This is a genomic window from Spirillospora sp. NPDC052269 (assembly GCF_040679435.1).
Lineage (GTDB): Bacteria > Actinomycetota > Actinomycetes > Streptosporangiales > Streptosporangiaceae > Spirillospora.
In genome coordinates, this window is sequence record NZ_JBFAUU010000009.1 from 207,728 (window position 1) to 226,363 (window position 18,636).

General features: G+C 71.1%; 15 protein-coding genes and 2 riboswitches. Of the genes, 10 read left to right on the forward strand and 5 right to left on the reverse strand.

What is annotated here, in order from left to right:
• Window positions 1–172 precede the first annotated feature (172 nt).
• Window positions 173–874, reverse strand: a complete 702-nt coding sequence (locus AB0L06_RS21065; RefSeq protein WP_500232736.1) for a hypothetical protein — start codon at window positions 872–874, stop codon at window positions 173–175.
• A gap of 815 nt (window positions 875–1,689) precedes the next feature.
• Here AB0L06_RS21065 and AB0L06_RS21070 point away from each other — a divergent pair.
• The gene (locus AB0L06_RS21070; RefSeq protein WP_500232737.1) at window positions 1,690–3,231 is read left to right on the forward strand and encodes an ATP-dependent DNA ligase; all 1,542 of its coding nucleotides are present in this window, start codon (window positions 1,690–1,692) and stop codon (window positions 3,229–3,231) included.
• Here AB0L06_RS21070 and AB0L06_RS21075 read toward each other — a convergent pair.
• The gene (locus tag AB0L06_RS21075; RefSeq protein WP_500232738.1) at window positions 3,228–4,148 is read right to left on the reverse strand and encodes a hypothetical protein; all 921 of its coding nucleotides are present in this window, start codon (window positions 4,146–4,148) and stop codon (window positions 3,228–3,230) included. The two genes, AB0L06_RS21070 and AB0L06_RS21075, sit on opposite strands and share 4 nt — an antisense overlap.
• 59 nt (window positions 4,149–4,207) lie before the next feature.
• Between AB0L06_RS21075 and cds1 the strand changes: the two genes are divergently transcribed.
• Window positions 4,208–5,350, forward strand: coding sequence for an L-cysteine desulfhydrase Cds1 (gene cds1, locus AB0L06_RS21080; protein WP_500232739.1), 1,143 nt, complete (start codon window positions 4,208–4,210; stop codon window positions 5,348–5,350).
• Between the two features lie 77 nt (window positions 5,351–5,427).
• On the opposite strand, the gene AB0L06_RS21085 is transcribed toward cds1, so the two are convergent.
• Both AB0L06_RS21085 and AB0L06_RS21090 read right to left on the reverse strand, forming a co-directional pair.
• Complete coding sequence (locus tag AB0L06_RS21085; protein ID WP_500232740.1) at window positions 5,428–6,723, reverse strand: M50 family metallopeptidase; 1,296 nt, start codon at window positions 6,721–6,723, stop codon at window positions 5,428–5,430.
• A 168-nt stretch (window positions 6,724–6,891) separates the two neighbouring features.
• A complete protein-coding gene (locus AB0L06_RS21090; protein WP_500232741.1) occupies window positions 6,892–7,629 on the reverse strand; it encodes a FadR/GntR family transcriptional regulator in 738 nt (245 codons plus the stop codon).
• 122 nt (window positions 7,630–7,751) lie between these two features.
• Here AB0L06_RS21090 and AB0L06_RS21095 point away from each other — a divergent pair, with 122 nt between their 5' ends.
• The 4 genes from AB0L06_RS21095 to AB0L06_RS21110 are packed head-to-tail and all read left to right on the forward strand — an operon-like array spanning window position 7,752 to window position 12,753.
• Entirely contained in the window at window positions 7,752–9,272 is a 1,521-nt protein-coding gene (locus AB0L06_RS21095) for an amino acid permease (protein ID WP_500232742.1), read from the forward strand.
• Window positions 9,269–10,615, forward strand: a complete 1,347-nt coding sequence (locus AB0L06_RS21100; RefSeq protein WP_500232743.1) for a glutamine synthetase family protein — start codon at window positions 9,269–9,271, stop codon at window positions 10,613–10,615. The genes AB0L06_RS21095 and AB0L06_RS21100 overlap by 4 nt, the downstream gene beginning before the upstream one ends.
• Window positions 10,616–10,628: 13 nt before the next feature.
• Window positions 10,629–11,987, forward strand: a complete 1,359-nt coding sequence (locus AB0L06_RS21105; RefSeq protein ID WP_500232744.1) for an aldehyde dehydrogenase family protein — start codon at window positions 10,629–10,631, stop codon at window positions 11,985–11,987.
• Between the two features lies 1 nt (window position 11,988).
• Entirely contained in the window at window positions 11,989–12,753 is a 765-nt protein-coding gene (locus AB0L06_RS21110) for a 3-oxoacyl-ACP reductase (protein ID WP_500232745.1), read from the forward strand.
• On the opposite strand, the gene AB0L06_RS21115 is transcribed toward AB0L06_RS21110, so the two are convergent.
• Window positions 12,750–13,964, reverse strand: coding sequence for an alginate lyase family protein (locus tag AB0L06_RS21115; protein ID WP_500232746.1), 1,215 nt, complete (start codon window positions 13,962–13,964; stop codon window positions 12,750–12,752). The genes AB0L06_RS21110 and AB0L06_RS21115 overlap by 4 nt on opposite strands.
• Window positions 13,965–14,119: 155 nt before the next feature.
• Window positions 14,120–14,217: riboswitch (glycine riboswitch) on the forward strand.
• 1 nt (window position 14,218) lies between these two features.
• Window positions 14,219–14,322, forward strand: a riboswitch (glycine riboswitch).
• A 76-nt stretch (window positions 14,323–14,398) separates the two neighbouring features.
• Here AB0L06_RS21115 and gcvT point away from each other — a divergent pair.
• From gcvT to AB0L06_RS21135, 4 genes are all read left to right on the forward strand, one after another.
• Window positions 14,399–15,499, forward strand: coding sequence for a glycine cleavage system aminomethyltransferase GcvT (gcvT, locus tag AB0L06_RS21120; protein ID WP_500232747.1), 1,101 nt, complete (start codon window positions 14,399–14,401; stop codon window positions 15,497–15,499).
• Between the two features lie 20 nt (window positions 15,500–15,519).
• Window positions 15,520–15,909, forward strand: a complete 390-nt coding sequence (gene gcvH / locus AB0L06_RS21125) for a glycine cleavage system protein GcvH (protein WP_500232748.1) — start codon at window positions 15,520–15,522, stop codon at window positions 15,907–15,909.
• 2 nt (window positions 15,910–15,911) lie between these two features.
• The gene (gene glyA / locus AB0L06_RS21130) at window positions 15,912–17,180 is read left to right on the forward strand and encodes a serine hydroxymethyltransferase (RefSeq protein ID WP_500232749.1); all 1,269 of its coding nucleotides are present in this window, start codon (window positions 15,912–15,914) and stop codon (window positions 17,178–17,180) included.
• A gap of 75 nt (window positions 17,181–17,255) precedes the next feature.
• On the forward strand, window positions 17,256–18,629 hold the full coding sequence (locus tag AB0L06_RS21135; RefSeq protein ID WP_500232750.1) for an L-serine ammonia-lyase: 1,374 nt from the start codon (window positions 17,256–17,258) through the stop codon (window positions 18,627–18,629).
• The last annotated feature ends 7 nt before the right edge of the window (window positions 18,630–18,636 follow it).

The window sequence follows — 18,636 nt, forward strand, 5'->3', positions numbered from 1 at the left end:
ACCCAGGACACGCCTTGCGGCTTCACGGCCACGGGCTTCAACCTCCTCCTCCCCAGGCTCTACCACGCCGGACTGCACTCCCTGCCGACGTGACCCTCCCCTTTACCGCCCCACCCTAGAAGTCTCTGACTGAGAGCACGACATGATCCGGCCGATTCAGGCCAGAAATGGTTTAGCGCAGTGCATCCAGCACTTCCCGCGCGGCGTCGGTCGCATTGGTCAGGGCGCTTTGCTGCTCTGACTCCGGCTTGGTCCCGGATGGAAGCTGCCGACTGTAACCAACCCTGATCACCACGTTGCCATGGCGTGCGGTGACTTCTCCCACAACGAGCGGCTGGCCCTTGTCCTCCTTGAAACTCCGGAACGCCTCATCCCCCAGGCCGGGCAGGCGATCAAGGGCGAACGTGCGCGACAGCGGGGTGCTGTGGGCCTGCGTCCAGCGGGCCTCGTAGTTCCGCTGGGCGTCGCCGACGGCGTCCGGGAGGTTTGCGGTCGGATAGAGGTACATCTCGACCAGCAGCCAGCGGAACGGCGCCTGGGAGGTGAAGGTGCAGGTCGCCAGGGTGTTGTTGGAGTTCGGCTGCTTGCTCGCGCCGGGCACGGCCCGGTTCAGGACGGCCCCGGACACCGTTCCGCAGGCGTCCGGAAGGGCCAGCGCGGTGAACGCCTTGGCGGTCGGCTGAGCCGTCTTGGACGGGGTTTTCGGCGGCGCGGACGTCTTCGGAGGAGCCGAGGAGGGCTGCTGACCGGTTCCGGCCGGGGCCTGCGCCCCCGTTTCGGTCGGTCCGCCTTTGGACGTGCCGCCGGAGCCGGACCCGGAGCCTCCGAACGGCACGAGCAGGAACACGGCCGCGGCGGCCACCGAGAACGACACGACCGCCACCAGCACCATCAGCAGCCGCGGCCGGCGCTCCGCCTTCGGCGACTCGGGCCCCGCGTAGACGCGCTGAAACTGCTCTCCCCCACGCGTGAGCCCGCCACCTCCCCCATGGCCCGGAGGAACATCCTCATGGCCCGGAGGCACGTCCGAGAGCCCGGAAGACCCGCCCCCATGATCGAACTCCTCCCGAGGCCAACTCTGCTCCTCAGGCGGCCACCCCTGCTCCTCGGAGCGCCAGCTCTGCTCCTCCGGAAAGTGGCCCTGGCGCTCGGGGGGCCAAGGCCCCTCCCCGGGAGGCCAGCCCTGCTCCTCAGAGCGCCAAGGCTGCTCCTCCAGAGAGTGGCCCTCCTGGACCTCGGGCGGCCAAGGGCCCTCCTCAGGCAGCCAACCCTGCTCCTCAGAGCGCTGGGGCTGCTCCTCCGGAAAGTGGCCCTCCTGGCGCTCAGGTGGCCAAGGGCCCTCCTCAGGCGGCTGGCCCTGCTCCTCGGAGCGCTGGGGCTGTTCCTCGGGAAAGTGGCCCTCCTGGCGCTCAGGTGGCCAGGGGCCCTCCTCGGCAGGCCAGGTCCGCCCCTCGGGGAAGCGGCCCTCCTGCTGCTCGGGAGGCCAGGGTTCCTCTTCGGGGGGTGGCCAGCTGTCGGACGTGCTCGGGGGACGCCCCGAGCCGGCCCCGCCGGGCTGCGTCGGACGGCCCACGCTGCGGCTCCTCACTCCCCCGATTACCGCCGGTCCCCACGACGGTAGACGGGCCGGGCACGGCCACGCCAGGGCCACGCCGCCGGACTGTCCGACCCCTTGGCCACAATGAGACGGTGCTGCTGTCGGAGATCGCCCGGGCGTCGGCCGAGGTCGCCGCCGAACCGGGCCGCAAGGCCAAGGTCAACGCCCTGGCGGGCGTGCTGCGCGCCGCCGGGCCGCGGGACGCGGCCGTCGTGGTCGCCTACCTGTCGGGCGAGCTGCCCCAGCGGCAGATCGGCGTCGGGTACGCGTCCCTGCGCGATCTTCCGGCCGCGGCGGGCGAGCCGTCCCTGACCGTGGCCGAGGTGCACGCGGCGTTCGGTGAGATCGGCGCGGTCTCCGGGGCCGGGTCCGTGGCCCGGCGGCGCGAGCTGGTACACGCCGTGTTCGCCCGCGCCACGCTCGCCGAGCAGGAGTTCCTGGTCCGGCTGCTGTCCGGGGAGCTGCGGCAGGGCGCGCTGGACGGGGTGATGACCGACGCCGTCGCCACCGCCGCCGGGGTGCCGCTCGCCGAGGTCCGGCGGGCCGTCATGCTGCGCGGGGCCCTCGGGCCGGTCGCGACCGCCGCGCTCGCGGACGAGGCCGACGGCGGCGGGGTTCCCGCGCTGCGCGGCTTCACGCTGGAGGTCGGGCGTCCGGTGCGGCCGATGCTCGCCGTGTCCGCGCCGTCGGTCGCCGAGGCGCTCGGCAAGATCGACGGGCCCGCGGCGGTGGAGTGGAAGCTCGACGGCGTCCGCGCCCAGATCCACGTCCGGGGCGGCGAGGTCCGGGTGTTCACCCGCACCCTCGACGAGATCACCGACCGGCTGCCGGAGGTCACCGGCCCGCTGGGGGCGCTGTCCCTCCGGGACGCGGTGTTCGACGGCGAGCTGATCGCGCTGCGCGAGGACGGCCGTCCGCACCCGTTCCAGGTCACCGCCGCGCGCACGGCCACCCGCACCCGCAAGGACGGCCCGCAGGTCCCGCTGTCGCTGTTCCTGTTCGACGTCCTGCGGCTCGACGGCGTCGATCTGCTTGATCAACCTGATGGGGAAAGGCATGCGGCGCTCGCGGGGGCCGTCCCGGCGGAGCTGCTCATGCCGCGCACGGTCACGGCCGACGTGACCGAGGCCGAGGCGGTCTTCGCGGACGCGGTCGCGCGCGGGCACGAGGGCGTCGTGGTGAAGTCACCCGCCACGCCGTACGCGGCCGGGCGGCGCGGCGCGGGCTGGATCAAGGTCAAGCCCCGGCACACGCTCGACCTGGTCGTCCTGGCCGTCGAGTGGGGGCACGGCCGCCGCCGGGGGCTGCTGTCCAACCTGCACCTCGGCGCGCGCGATCCGGAGACCGGCGGGTTCGTGATGCTCGGCAAGACCTTCAAGGGCCTCACGGACGAGCTGCTCGCCTGGCAGACCGAGAAGCTCCGCGCGCTCGCCGTCGAGGAGGACGCGTACACCGTCCGCGTCCGGCCCGAGCTCGTCGTCGAGATCGCCTTCGACGGCCTCCAGACGAGCCCGCGCTACCCGGGCGGGCTGGCGCTGCGGTTCGCCCGCGTCCTGCGCTACCGGCCCGACAAGAAGGCCGAGGACGCCGACACCATCGACACCGTCCGCGCCCTGGCCCCGGTGATCGACTAGTCGGCGCGGGAGCGGCGTCCCTTCCGGCCGTGCTTCCCCGTCTTTCTGGGCTTCCCCGGTTTGCCGCGCTTCCCCTTGCCGCCGGGCTCGCCGGTGCGGTTCGGGTCGACCGTCCGGTTCGGGCCGGTCAGGCGGCGCCGCGCCTCGGGCGGGATCAGGTCGTGCCGTCCGGCGATGAACTCCTGGATCCAGATCTTGGCGCGGATCATCGGCCGCCGGTACCGCTCCTCGCGGCGGACGGCCCGCCGGTACTTCCGCGAGCCCGGCGCGTACAGCCAGCGCGACCACGGCGACCCCGGCCGGGCCACCCGGATCGACCCGAAGATCAGCACCGCGGGCACGAACAGCCCGATCAGGCCCGTCCAGATCTTGCCCTTGAGCAGCGCGACCACCGCGAGCCCCAGGTTCGCCGTCACCGACGCCACGTACACGACCAGCAGTACCGGCTGGGCGATCTCCTCACCCGGCTCGGGCTGCTGGATCCCGGTCAGCCCGAGCGGATGGACGCCGAGCAGCAGCAGCCCGGTGACCGCGATCGCGACGAACACCGCGTCCACCGACGCGCGGCCCCGTTCCGTCCAGTAGACGTCCTGCAGGTGCAGGATCAGGGCGAACTCGTCCAGCACGAGCGCCGCGCCCATGCCGAAAACGCCCGCGGCGGCGGCGTTCGGCCAGGTCCGCGCCTCCGGGACAGCGATCCCCGCGACGCCGCCCAGCAGCATCAGCACCACGCCGAACACGACGTGGTGGATGTGGACGTCGCCGGCCTTGACGTTCCGGAACCACCAGCGCACGTTCGCGCGGATCAGCCGCACGTTCACCCGGGTGAACACGAACGTGACGATGAAGGCCACGAAGAAGCAGAACAACGGCAGCCGCCCGGTCTCGACGATCCGCCGTGTGAAGAACTCGGCCATGCACCCCCCGTATCCACCATCATGCCCCGTGATCTGCGGCGATATCGTGAAGGTCCAGGATGATCAGTGAAGATCACACCCGAGGGAGCACCGTGACCCGCTCTGTGAGCCGCAATGTGGACCACGCCGACCCGGCCTGCCGGGTCTGGATCGCCGAGGCGATCCGGAAGGTCGAGGCCGACGCCAACCGCAGCGCGGACACGCACCTGCACGTGTTCCCGCTTCCGCCCGAGTGGGGCATCGACCTCTACCTGAAGGACGAGTCCGTCCACCCGACCGGGTCGCTGAAGCACCGGCTCGCCCGGTCGCTGTTCCTGTACGGGCTGGCCAACGGCTGGATCAGCGAGGGGACGACGATCATCGAGGCGTCGTCCGGCTCGACCGCGGTGTCGGAGGCGTACTTCGCCCGGCTGCTGGGGCTGCCGTTCGTCGCGGTGATGCCCGCGTCCACCAGCCCGGAGAAGATCGAGCTGATCGAGTTCTACGGCGGACGCCCGCACCTGGTGGACGACCCGACCACGATCTACTCCGAGTCGCGGCGGCTGGCCGACGAGTGCGGCGGCCACTTCATGGACCAGTTCACCTACGCCGAGCGGGCCACCGACTGGCGGGCCAACAACAACATCGCCGCGTCGATCTTCGAGCAGCTCGAGCTGGAGCGGTTCCCCGAGCCCGCGTGGATCGTGGTCGGCGCCGGAACGGGCGGGACGTCCGCGACGATCGGGCGGTACGTCCGGTACCGCCGGTTGCAGACGCGCGTCGCGGTCGTGGACCCGGAGGGCTCGGCGTTCTACGGCGCGTTCAAGGACGGCGACATGACCCGCACCGCGGCCGGCTCGCGGATCGAGGGCATCGGCCGTCCGCGCGTCGAGCCGTCCTTCCTGCCGACGGTGATCGACCGGATGATCCAGGTGCCGGACCCGGCGTCGGTCGCGGCGATGCGCTGGACGAACGAGGTGACCGGCCGGAACACCGGCGGCTCCACCGGCACCAACATGTGGGGCGTGTGCGAGCTGGTCGCCGAGATGCTCCGCACCGGGCAGCGCGGCAGCGTCGTCACGCTGATCTGCGACGGCGCCGAGCGCTACCGGCACACCTACTGCTCGGACGAGTGGCTGGCCGCGCAGGGCTGGGAGATCGACCCCTATCTCGCGGCGCTGCGGAGCTTCCCGAAGACCGGCGAGATGCCGACCGAGGTCTGACCCGTCCAACGAGAACGGCCGCGCACCCTCTGGAGGGTGCGCGGCCGTTCTTCGGCATCAGGCCAGGTCAGGCCGGGTCAGCCGTTGAGCTTGATCGGGTTGACCAGGTCGGCGTAGATCAGCAGGCCGCCCATGACGACCAGGACGGCCGCCATCACGTAGGTCACGGGCAGCGCCTTCGCGACGTCCACGTAGCCGGGGTCGGGACGGCGGGTCAGCCGCGCGAAGCCCTTCTTCAGGGCCTCCAGCAGCGCGCCCGCCATGTGGCCGCCGTCCAGCGGCAGCAGCGGGATCAGGTTGAACAGGCCGACCGCGAGGTTCAGCGAGCCGAGCAGCCCGACGAACACGCTGACCTTCTGGATCGTGGTCAGGTTCTTGGACGCGGCGACCTCGCCGCCCATCCGGCTCACGCCGACGACGCCGACCGGGCCGTTCGGGTCGCGCTTCTGGTCGCTGAACGCGGCCTTCCAGATGCCGACCATCTTCTGCGGCATGTTCACCAGGGCCTCGGCGGTGCGCCCGGTCATGTCGCCCATGGTGCTCGCGACCGCGCCCGGGCCCGTCCGGACGAACGGCTCGGTGGGCGTGATCCCCAGGAAGCCGACCTCGACGGTCTTGTCGATGTCCTTCAGGTCGACCATCTTGTTGCGGACGATCGGCGTGTTGGTCGTGATGTCCTTGCCGTCGCGGCGGATGTCGATGGCGACGGTCTTGCCCGCCGAGTCGCGGATCAGCCCCTGGAGCTGCGTGTACGAGGTGATCTTGTGGCCGTCGAACGAGGTGATCCGGTCACCGGCCTTGAGCCCGGCCTGCGCGGCCGGGGTCAGCGGCGCGTTCGCCGGGCACTCGGTGACGGTCTGCCCCGCGCTGACCACGCACTTGGACACCGACTCGATCACTGGCTGCGGGGTCTGCCGCCCGATCCCCATCAGCAGGATCGAGAAGAACAGCACCGCCAGGACCAGGTTCATGGCCGGGCCGCCGAACATGATCAGCAGCTTCTGCCACCATTTCTTGGAGTAGAACACCCGGTCGTCGTCGCCGGGCTGGATCTCCTCCAGCGCCGCGCCGCGGGCGTTCTCGATCAGTCCCTGCCACGGCCCGGTGGACACCTGCCGCACCTGGCCGGGCGCGTCGCCCTTGCGCGGCGGCAGCATCCCGATCATGCGGATGTACCCGCCGAGCGGGATCCATTTGACGCCGTACTCGGTCTCACCGCGTTTGAACGACCACATCGTCGGGCCGAACCCCACCATGAACTGCGGCACGCGCACGCCGAACAGCTTGGCGAAGCTCATGTGGCCGAGCTCGTGCAGGGCGATCGACGCCAGCAGGCCGAAGAAGAGGATCAGCACCCCCGCCAACCAGAACACGCTTCCCCGTCCTCCCGGTGATCTCCAGCAACCCACCCAGGGTACGTCAGAAGACCGTGGCGGACCGCGTACAACGCCATACCCCGCCGGGTAGGGACATCCCCGACCCGCGAGGGCGGTCGCGCCGCTTCACGGGTTCACGTCCCGGGCTCGGGTCGCGGGCGCGGCTCAGGTGAGGAAGCCGCGGAGGAGGGCGGCGGTGCCGTCCAGGTGCTCGGCGACGGCCTGACGTGCGGCGTCCGGATCGCCGGACAGGACGGCCTCGGCGATCGCGTCGTGCTGGAACGCGGCGTGATCGATGTTGGCGGCGAGGACGGGGATCGCGTTCAGCAGGTCGGTGACCCGCATCCGGGCGTCGGCGCAGGCGGCGACGAGGGTCGGCGAGCCGGTCAGCTCGGCGATGGTCAGGTGGAAGATCGTGTCGAGGCGGCGGTAGTCGTCCGGCACGGCGGAGTTGAGGGCGGCGAGCCGGAGGCGGAGCAGGTCGCGCTGCTCGCCGGTCAGCTCCATGGACGCCGCCAGCTGCGCCGCGCCCGTCTCCACGGCCAGCCGGAAGGTCAGTGTGTCGTGCAGGTCGTCGCCCATCGCGATCAGCGCCCGGCGCAGGTCGGCGCTCTTCGGACGGGGCCGCCGGTAGGTGACGAACGTGCCGCCGGACCGTCCGCGCCGCGACTCGACGTACCCCTCCTGGGCGAGGACGCGGATGGCCTCGCGCAGCGTCACCCGGCTGACGCCGAGGAGCGGGGCCAGCTCGCGCTCGGGCGGCAGCCGGTCGCCGCGGTCGACCACGCCCAGCTTGATCGCCTGGAGCAGCCGCTCGACGGTCTCCTCGAACGCGTTGCCCGCCCGGACGGGCCGGAACACCGCCTCGCTGAGCGGGCTGCGCTCCGCCACGATCTCCTCCACAGGGCCCAACGTTACAGGTGGGTTTTCCGTCCCCGGACCTCTTGACGGGACGCCTCCCAGAAACCTTAATGGTCTGACGTTAGCCCGTTTAACGGGCTTCAAACCCCCTGCGAGGAGGCGCCGTGAGCCTCGACGAACACGCCCCCACCCGTTCCGACGACGAACGACGCCTGCACGAGCTGGGCTACGCCCAGGAACTGCGGCGGTCCATGTCCGGCTTCGCCAACTTCGCGGTCTCGTTCACGATCATCTCGGTGCTCACCGGCTGCCTCACGTCCTACACGATCGGCCTCAAGGGCGGCGGCCCCGCCGTGATCACCTGGGGCTGGCTCGGCGTCGGCGCGATGACCCTGCTGGTCGCGCTCGCGATGGCCGAGGTCTGCTCCAGCTACCCGACCGCCGGCGGCCTCTACTACTGGGCCGCCAAGCTCGCCCCGCGCAACGGCCCGGCCTGGTCCTGGTTCACCGGCTGGTTCAACTTCACCGGCCAGGTCGCGGTCACCGCCGGGATCGTCTACGGCTCGGCCGCCTTCCTCAACCCCCTGCTGGACGACCGGTTCGGGTACACGGTCTCGCCCGGCCACACCTTCCTGCTGTTCGCGGTCCTGCTGGTGATCCACGCGCTGCTGAACCAGTTCGGCGTCCGGCTGGTGGCGCTGCTGAACGGCGTGAGCGTGTGGTGGCACGTCCTCGGCGTCGCGGTCGTCCTCGGCGTGCTGGCGATCAAGCCGTCCCACCACCAGAGCGCCACGTTCGTGTTCACCAAGTTCGTCAACCAGACCGGCTGGCACTACGGCGTCTACGCGGCGCTGATCGGCCTGCTGCTGTCGCAGTACACGCTCACGGGGTACGACGCGTCCGCGCACATGACCGAGGAGACGCACGACGCGGCCCGGTCCGGCCCGCGCGGCATCGTGAACTCGGTGCTGATCTCGATCGTCGCGGGCTGGCTGCTGCTGCTCGGCATGACCTTCGCGATCGGCGACTACGACAAGGCCGCCGCCGACGGGCCCGCGCAGATCTTCACGTCCGCGACCGGACGGTCCCTCGGCGACGTGCTCATCCTCATCTCGTTCGGCGCGCAGTTCTTCTGCGGGACGGCCTCGGTCACCGCGAACTCCCGGATGATCTACGCGTTCTCCCGGGACGGCGCGCTCCCCCTCTCCCGCGTCTGGCACCACATCAACGCGCGCACCCGGACGCCCACCAACGCGATCTGGCTCGCGGCGACCTGCGCGTTCGTGCTGGCCCTGCCCGCGCTGTGGAACTACACCGCCTACCTCGCCGTCACGTCCGTCGCGGTGATCGGCCTCTACATCGCCTACGTGATCCCGACGTTCCTGCGGCTGCGGCAGGGCGACGCGTTCGAGCGCGGGCCCTGGCACCTCGGCCGCTGGAGCCGTCCGATCGGGACGGTCGCGGTGGTCTGGGTCCTGATCATCTCTGTCCTGTTCATGCTGCCGCCCAGCAACCCGATCACCACCGACAGCTTCAACTACGCGCCGATCGCCCTCGCCGTCGTCCTCGGCGGCGCCGCGCTGTGGTGGGTGCTGTCCGCCCGCCGCTGGTTCAAGGGCCCGAAGGTGCAGGGCACCGCCGAGGAACTGGCCGCCATCGAGGACGACCTGAAGGGGGTCGCGTGAACCTCGACGAACTACGCGACGAGGTCGCGGCCGGACGGATCGACACCGTGATCATCGCGATCGCGGACATGCAGGGACGGTTGCAGGGCAAGCGGCTGTCGGCGCGGTTCTTCCTGGAGGAGGTCGCCGGGCACGGCTCGGAGGGCTGCAACTACCTGCTGGCCGTGGACGTCGACATGAACACCGTGGACGGCTATGCCATGTCGTCCTGGGAACGCGGGTACGGGGACTTCGTGATGCGGCCCGACCTCGCGACGCTGCGGCGGATCCCCTGGCAGGAGGGCGCGGCGCTCGTCCACGCCGACCTCGGCTGGGAGGACGGCTCGGACGTCGCGGCGTCCCCCCGGCAGATCCTGCGCCGCCAGACCGACCGGCTCGCCGAACGCGGCTGGACGGCCTTCGCGGGCACCGAGCTGGAGTTCATCGTCTACGCCGACACCTACGAGGACGCCTGGAACCGCGCCTACCGCGACCTCACCCCGGCCAACCAGTACAACGTGGACTACTCGCTGCTCGGCGGGGCCCGGGTCGAGCCGCTGCTGCGGCGGATCCGGCTCGGCATGGAGGGCGCGGGCATGTACGTCGAGTCCGCCAAGGGCGAGTGCAACCTCGGACAGCACGAGATCGCGTTCCGGTACAACGACGCCTTGTCAACGTGTGACAACCACTCGTTGTACAAGACGGGGGCAAAGGAGATAGCCGCGCAGGAAGGCATGGCCATCACGTTCATGGCCAAGCCCAACGAACGCGAAGGAAACTCCTGCCACATCCACCTGTCGCTACGGGACGCCGACGGACGGCCGGTGCTCGCCTCATCCGAGGGTGCGCACGGCCTGTCGGATGTCGGACGGGCGTTCATCGCCGGCCAGCAGGCGCTCATGCGCGACTTCACGCTGCTCTACGCGCCGACGATCAACTCGTACAAGCGGTACCAGCCCGGCTCGTTCGCGCCGACCGCGATCAAGTGGGGCCTGGACAACCGGACGTGCGCGCTGCGGCTCGTCGGGCACGGGCCGTCCCTGCGGATCGAGAACCGGACGCCCGGCGGCGACGTGAACCCGTACCTGGCCGTCGCCGGGATGATCGCGGCCGGGCTGCACGGCATCGACAACGACCTGCCGCTCGAGGAGCCGTACCGGGGCAACGCGTACGCGTCCGACGCGTCCACGGTCGCCCGCTCGCTGCGCGACGCCGCCGCCGACTGGACGGCGTCCGACCTGGCCGCCGAGGCGTTCGGCAAGGAGGTCGTCGAGCACTACGCCAACAACGCCCAGGTGGAACTGGACGCCTACGACCGGGCCGTCACCGACTGGGAGCTGTTCCGCGGCTTCGAGCGACTGTGAGAAGGGTGCTTCGTTGGAGCTGATCAACCCCGCGACCGAGGAGGTCGTCACGTCCGTGGCGATGGCCTCGGTCTCCGACACCGATCGGGCCGTCGAGCGGGCTCGCCGCGCTTACGTCCACTGGCGGGCGGTCTCCCCCGGCGACCGCGCGCGGCTGCTGCGGCGCTTCGCCGAAGTGGTGGACGAGCACGTCGACGAGCTCGCCGAGCTGGAGGTGGACGAGGCCGGGCACCCGATCGCGCAGGCCCGCTGGGAGGCCGGGAACCTCCGTGACGTGCTGCTTTACTACTCGGCCGCGCCCGAACGGCTGACCGGGCAGCAGATCCCGGTGCCGGGCGGGCTGGACGTCACCTTCCACGAGCCGCTCGGTGTGGTCGGGCTGATCGTCCCGTGGAACTTCCCGATGCCGATCCTCGGCTGGGGCCTCGCCCCGGCGCTCGCGGCCGGTAACACGGTGATCGTCAAGCCTGCCGAGACGACGCCCCTGACGGCGCTGCGCGTCGGGGAGCTGGCGCTGGAGGCCGGGCTGCCGGAGGACGTGGTGACCGTCCTGCCCGGCGAGGGCCCGGTCGCGGGACGGCGGCTCGCCGACCACCCGGACGTCGCGAAGATCGCCTTCACGGGCTCGACGCGGGTCGGGCAGGAGCTGATGGCCGCCTGCGCGGCGAGCGTCAAGCGCCTCACGCTCGAACTCGGCGGCAAGTCCGCGAACATCGTCTTCGCGGACGCCGACCTGGAGAAGGCCGCCGCCACGGCCCCCGGCGCGGTCTTCGACAACGCCGGGCAGGACTGCTGCGCCCGGTCCCGCATCCTCGTCCAGCGGACGGTCTACGACCGGTTCATGGAACTGCTGGAACCTGCCGTCCAAGCCGTGGTGGTCGGTGATCCGCGGGACGAGAAGACGCAGGTCGGGCCACTGATCAGCGGCGCGCACCGGGCGCGCGTCGCCTCCTACGTCACCGGCGGCGCCCCCGTTGCCGTCCGGGGTTCGGCTCCGTCCGGGAAGGGGTTCTGGTTCGCCCCGACCGTCCTCGCCGGGGACGGCGTGACCGACCTGCCCGCGTGGCGCGAGGAGGTCTTCGGGCCGGTCGCGATCGTCGTCCCCTTCGAGGACGAGGCGGACGCCGTCCGGATCGCCAACGACACCCCGTACGGCCTGTCCGGCTCGATCTGGACGCGCGACGTCGGCCGCGCCTTCCGCATGTCGCGGGCGGTCGAGGCCGGGAACCTGTCGGTCAACTCCCACTCGTCCGTCCGCTACTGGACCCCGTTCGGCGGCTTCAAGCAGTCCGGCCTCGGCCGCGAACTCGGCCCGGACGCCCTCGCCGCCTTCACCGACACCAAGAACGTCTTCATCTCGACGGAGGAATAGCGTGCAGCGATTCGAGGACCGCGTCGCCGTCGTCACCGGCGGAGCCAGCGGGATCGGCCTGGCGACGTCCCGCCGCCTCGCCGCCGAGGGCGCGAAGGTCGTCATCGCCGACCTGGACGAGTCGGGCGGCCGGAAGGCGGCCGACGAGGTCGGCGGCCTGTTCGTCCGCACCGATGTCACGTCCGAGGACGACGTGAAGGCCCTGTTCCGGGCCGCCCACGACGCCTACGGACGGATCGACGTCGCGTTCAACAACGCGGGCATCTCGCCGCCCGACGACGACTCGATCCTGGAGACAGGGCTCGACGCTTGGAAACGCGTCCAGGACGTCAACCTGACCAGCGTCTACCTGTGCTGCAAGTACGTGATCCCGTACATGCAGGCGCAGGGGAAGGGCTCGATCATCAACACCGCGTCGTTCGTGGCGGTGATGGGCGCGGCTACCTCGCAGATCTCCTACACGGCGTCCAAGGGCGGGGTCCTGGCGATGTCGCGGGAGCTGGGCGTCCAGTTCGCCCGCGAGGGCATCCGCGTCAACGCCCTCTGCCCGGGGCCGGTCTCGACGCCGCTCCTCCAGGAACTGTTCGCCAAGGACCCGGAGAAGGCGGCCCGGAGGCTCGTCCACATTCCGACCGGGCGCTTCGCCGAGCCCGAGGAGATCGCGGCGGCCGTCGCGTTCCTGGGCTCGGACGACGCGTCCTTCATCACCGCGTCCGAGTTCCTCGTGGACGGCGGCATCTCGGGCGCCTACGTCACCCCGCTCTAGGGAGCGTCGGCGTGGGTCAGGGTCTCCCAGCCGAGGAAGTGGGACGGCCCGGCCGGGCGCTTGGCCGTGACCAGGGCGCCTGTCTTGGGCAGTGAGACGCCCAGGCGGTGGTGGTAGGCGTTGTACCCGACCTCCAGGACCGGGCCGAGGCCGGTCTTGGGGGCGCCCTTGCAGAGCCAGGACGGAGCCTTCGTCCCCAGGTCGTACTGGGCGTGGAACTCCATGGCCTTGGTCAGGCGGGGCTGGGCCTCCTTGTAGAGGTCCAGCCCTTGGAGGCGGGCGGTCTCGGCGACGTGGATCGCGGCGTCCAGGCCCCAGCCGGTGTGGCCGAAGTCCCGGCAGGTCTCCTGGGCGAGGCCGTCCACGAAGGTGCCCTGGCCCTGCCAGTACTTGATCGTCGCGGCCTTGCCGCTGATCCCGGCCGGGGTCTTCGGGAGCGCGCCGTCCTTCTTCAGGTAGACGTACTCGGGCAGGCGCTTGCGCCAGCGCGCCACGGCCGTGTTGAAGGTGGCCCGGTCGTCGGTGTGGACGGCGATGGAGAGCGTCGCGTCCGTCATGATCAGTTCCCAGTTGCCGTTCGTGGTCGGCCGGTCCTTGTTGACCATGGGCAGGTAGACGGTCCGCAGGAAGGACGCGAACTTCTTCCTGCCCGTCCACTTGGCGCCGTACGGGGAGTACTTGATGATCTCGGCGGCGCGGGCCCAGTCGTTGGCGGCCCAGGCCGCCTGGAGCGGCGCGTTGGAGTTGGTGTGCTGCTTGAGGACCTTCGCCCACGCGTCCATCAGCTGGACGGCCTTGGCCGCGTACTTCTGATCATGGTTGACCGTGTAGGCGAGGGCGTCGGTGTAGGCGGCCATCGCGTCGTCGCGCTCGTCCGAGCAGCCGTGGTTCGGGTTGGACGACGGGCCGCACTCGACGTTCGCGCGGGGCTTCGGCGTCCGCTTGAGGTCGGCGTACTTGCTCGCGAGCATCGCGTCGTAAGCCGTCTTCCACGGCTGCTTGCCCGCCTTCACACGGGTGCGCATCGTGTCGAGCTGCTGCTTGCCGACCAGCACGCCCGGGTGCTTGAACCCGGCTGCCGACGTCGCGGCGACCGCCCCCGCCTCGTGCCCGCCGGACGCGCCGTCCCAGGCGACCGCCGCCACGGACGCGGCGACCACCGCGGCCCCCGCGCCGGACGCGAGCCACACGCGGCTCCGGGTGAACGCCATCATGAGATCCTTTCGTCGGCTGAAAAGTCCCTGAACGTCGGATCATGCAACCGTCGCGATCGGGCGCCGTCAATCAGAACGGCGAAATACGCCGCAAAGGGCGACAAGTCGGCTGGTAGCGGGGTCGAGCGCGCTGGTACATTGCGGGCAGCCGTTGAACCCGCGCGGGAGAGTGCTCCCGCCGCCAGCGGGGGCCGCCGAAGGAGCAACTCCTCCCCGGAACCTCTCAGGCCCCACGGACCGCGCGGACCAGGCGACCTCTGGAAAGCGAGGGCGTCCCGCGCCCTCCGCCGAAGGTGAAAGCCCCCCTTTCGTCGCGGGGGTGAAACTCTCAGGCGCCGATGACAGAGGGGGAGGCACCGAGCCGCCCGGGGCGCGATGGGACCATTGACGGGACGTCCACGCGCGCCATCCGCGACCAAGGAGCCAGACCCATGTCCGCCGATCCGACTCCCAAGAAGACGCCGCTGTACGACGTCCATGCCGCTCTGGGCGCCAACCTCGTGGACTTCGCGGGCTACCTCATGCCGCTCCGGTACGCCAGCGAGACGGCCGAGCACAAGGCCGTCCGCGACGGCGCCGGCCTGTTCGACCTCTCCCACATGGGCGAGATCTTCCTGACCGGCCCGCAGGCCGCCGCCGCACTGGACTTCGCGCTGGTCGGCAACATCTCGCCGATGGCCGTGGGCAAGGCCCGCTACACCATGATCTGCGCGGAGGACGGCGGCGTCCTGGACGACCTGATCGTCTACCGCCTGGCCGCCGAGACCTACCTGGTCGTCGCGAACGCCTCCAACGTCGCGGTCGTCCGGGAGGCCCTGGTCGAGCGCGCCAAGGACTTCGACACCGAGGTGGACGACCGGTCCGACGCCTACGCGCTGATCGCGCTCCAGGGCCCGGACGCGCAGGACATCCTGCTCCGCTTCACCGACGCCCCGCTGCCCGAGCTGAAGTACTACGCGATCCTGCCCGGGACCGTGGCCGGGGTGGACGCGCTGATCGCGCGCACCGGCTACACCGGCGAGGACGGCTTCGAGCTCTTCGTCGCCGCGGCCGACGCGGTGAAGCTGTGGAACGTCCTGGCCGGGGTCGAGGGGGTCATGCCGTCCGGGCTGTCGGCGCGCGACACCCTGCGCCTGGAGGCCGGGATGCCGCTCTACGGCAACGAGCTGACCGCCGAGACGACCCCGTTCGAGGCGGGGCTCGGCCGGGTGGTCAAGTTCGAGAAGAACGGGGACTTCGTCGGACGGCCCGCGCTGGCCGCGCGTGCGGAGGCCGCCGCAGGCCGTAGGCTCGTGGGACTGGTGGCCCGCGGGCGCCGGGCGCCCCGCAAGGGGTACGCGGTCGTCGGCCCGGACGGCACGCCGTGCGGCGTGGTGACCAGCGGCGCTCCGTCGCCCACACTGGGCAAGCCGATCGCCATGGCCTACCTGGACTCCTCGGTCCCCGAGGACACCACCGGACTGGTCGTGGACGTCCGCGGCCGGCACGAGCCGGTCGACGTCGTCGCCCTGCCTTTCTACAAGCGTTCCTGAATCCTGGAGAGAGAACAACCGTGAGCGTTCCGGAGCAGCTCCGCTACAGCGAAGACCACGAGTGGGTCGCCGGTCTCGACAACGAGGACGGCATCGTCACCATCGGCATCACCCAGCATGCCGCCGACGCGCTCGGCGAGATCGTCTTCCTCGAGCTCCAGCCGAAGGAGGGCGAGAGCGTCGAGGCCGGCGAGCCCTGCGGCGAGGTGGAGTCCACCAAGTCGGTCAGCGACCTGGTCTCCCCGGTCAACGGCGAGGTCACCGCGATCAACGCGGCCGTGATCGAGGAGCCGAAGGTGATCAACGACGACCCGTACGGCGAGGGCTGGATCTTCAAGGTCAAGATCACCGAGGAGCCGGGCGACCTGCTGGACGCCGCCGCCTACGCCAAGCTGACCGAGGAGTCCTGAGCATGACGGCCCCCTCCTCGCACGACGCCCCGCTGGCGGAGGTGGACCCGGAGGTCGCCGCCGCGGTCGCCGACGAGCTGCACCGCCAGCAGTCGACCCTCGAGATGATCGCCTCGGAGAACTTCACGCCGGTCGCGGTGCTGGAGGCCCAGGGGACGGTCCTCACCAACAAGTACGCCGAGGGCTACCCGGGCCGCCGCTACTACGGCGGCTGCGAGTACGTGGACGTCACCGAGCAGCTGGCCATCGACCGGGCCAAGGCCCTGTTCGGGGCCGAGTTCGCCAACGTCCAGCCGCACTCGGGCGCGCAGGCCAACACGGCCGTCTACTTCGCGCTGCTGAACCACGGCGACACCATCCTGGGCCTGGACCTGGCGCACGGCGGCCACCTGACCCACGGCATGCGGCTCAACTACTCGGGCAAGGTCCTCAACGTGGTGCCCTACCACGTCCGCGAGGACGACGGCCGGGTGGACATGGACGAGGTCGCGCGCCTCGCCGAGGAGCACCGGCCGAAGATGATCGTGGCCGGCTGGTCGGCGTACCCGCGTCAACTGGACTTCGCCCGGTTCCGCGAGATCGCCGACTCCGTCGACGCGCTGCTCATGGTCGACATGGCCCACTTCGCGGGCCTGGTCGCCGCCGGGCTGCACCCGTCGCCCGTCCCGTTCGCCGACATCGTCACGACGACCACGCACAAGACCCTCGGCGGTCCGCGCGGCGGCCTGATCATGGCGAGGGAGGAGTTCGGCAAGAAGATCAACTCTGCCGTCTTCCCCGGCATGCAGGGCGGTCCGCTGGAGCACGTGATCGCCGCCAAGGCGGTCGCGCTCAAGGTCGCGGCCTCGGAGGAGTTCGCGGGCCGCCAGCGGCGTACGCTGGAAGGGGCACGCATCCTGGCCGAGCGCCTGCTCGCCGAGGACGCGGCGAAGGCCGGCGTGAAGGTGCTGACCGGCGGCACGGACGTCCACCTGGTCCTGGTCGACCTGGTCGACTCCGAGCTGACCGGCCGGGACGCCGAGGACCGGCTGCACGACGTCGGCATCACCGTGAACCGGAACGCCGTCCCGAACGACCCGCGTCCGCCGATGGTGACGTCCGGGCTGCGGATCGGCACCCCGGCCCTGGCCACCCGCGGCTTCGGCGCCGAGGACTTCCGCGAGGTCGCCGACGTCATCGCGCTGGCGCTCCAGCCGTCGTTCGACCAGGCGGCCCTGGCCGCCCGGGTGAAGGCCCTGGCCGACAAGCACCCGCTCTACCCGAACCTGTGATCACCGTGCCCCCGTCCGCCCCCGGGGCGGCCGGGGGCCACGTGTTTCCGCACGCTACAACGGAGTAGCAAGTCCATGGCTATCAGCGTTTTCGACCTCTTCAAGATCGGCATCGGGCCGTCCTCCTCGCACACCGGAGGACCGATGGCGGCCGCCCACCGCTTCGCGCGCGGACTCGACCAGGACGGCGTCCTGGAGAAGACCGCGTCCGTCCAGGCGGTCCTGTACGGCTCGCTCGGCCTGACCGGCAAGGGGCACGGCAGCGACAAGGCCGTCATCCTCGGCCTGGAGGGCGACAAGCCCGAGCTGGTGGACGTGGACACCGCCGACGAGCGCATCGCGCGCGTCCGCGAGACCGGGTCACTGGTCCTGTTCGGCTCGCACCCGGTCCCGTTCGTGATCGGCGAGCACCTGGTGTTCGAGCGCAAGATCTCCCTGCCCGGCCACCCGAACGGCATGCGCTTCACCGCGTTCGACGCCGACGGCAACGAGCTGCGCAGCAGGGTCTACTACTCGGTCGGCGGCGGCTTCGTCGTCGACGAGCACGCCACCGGCGCCGACCGCATCAAGGCCGACGACACCGTCCTGCCCTACCGCTTCGACAGCGGCGTCGAGCTCCTGGAACTCTGCCGCGAGACGGGCCTGTCGATCTCCGCGCTGATGATGGAGAACGAGAAGGCGTTCGGCCGCTCCGAGGCCGAGATCCGGTCCGGCCTGGTCGAGCTGTGGCACGTCATGCGCGCCTGCGTGGACCGCGGCTGCTCCCGCGAGGGCCTGCTGCCCGGCGGCCTGAAGGTGCCCCGGCGCGCGCCCCGCCTGCACCGCACGCTGATCGCCGAGAAGGCCACCGACCCGCTGCACGCGATGGACTGGGTGACCCTGTTCGCCCTCGCCGTGAACGAGGAGAACGCCGCGGGCGGACGGATCGTCACGGCCCCCACCAACGGCGCGGCGGGCATCGTCCCGGCCGTCCTGCACTACTACGACCGGTTCGTCCCGGGCGCGGACGACGAGGGCGTCGTCCGCTTCCTGCTGACCGCCGGGGCCATCGGCGTCCTGTTCAAGCAGAACGCCAGCATCTCCGGCGCCGAGGTCGGCTGCCAGGGCGAGGTCGGCTCCGCCTGCTCGATGGCCGCCGCCGGCCTCACCGAGGTCCTCGGCGGCACCCCCGAGCAGGTCGAGAACGCCGCCGAGATCGGCATCGAGCACAACCTCGGCCTCACCTGCGACCCCGTCGGCGGCCTCGTCCAGGTCCCCTGCATCGAGCGCAACGCCGTCGGCGCCATCAAGGCCATCAGCGCCGCCCGCATCTCCCTGCGCGGCGACGGCAAGCACTTCGTCTCCCTGGACCGCGCCATCAAGACCATGAAGGACACCGGCCGGGACATGCTCGACAAGTACAAGGAGACCTCGCGCGGCGGCCTCGCCGTCAACGTCATCGAGTGCTGACCGGCCG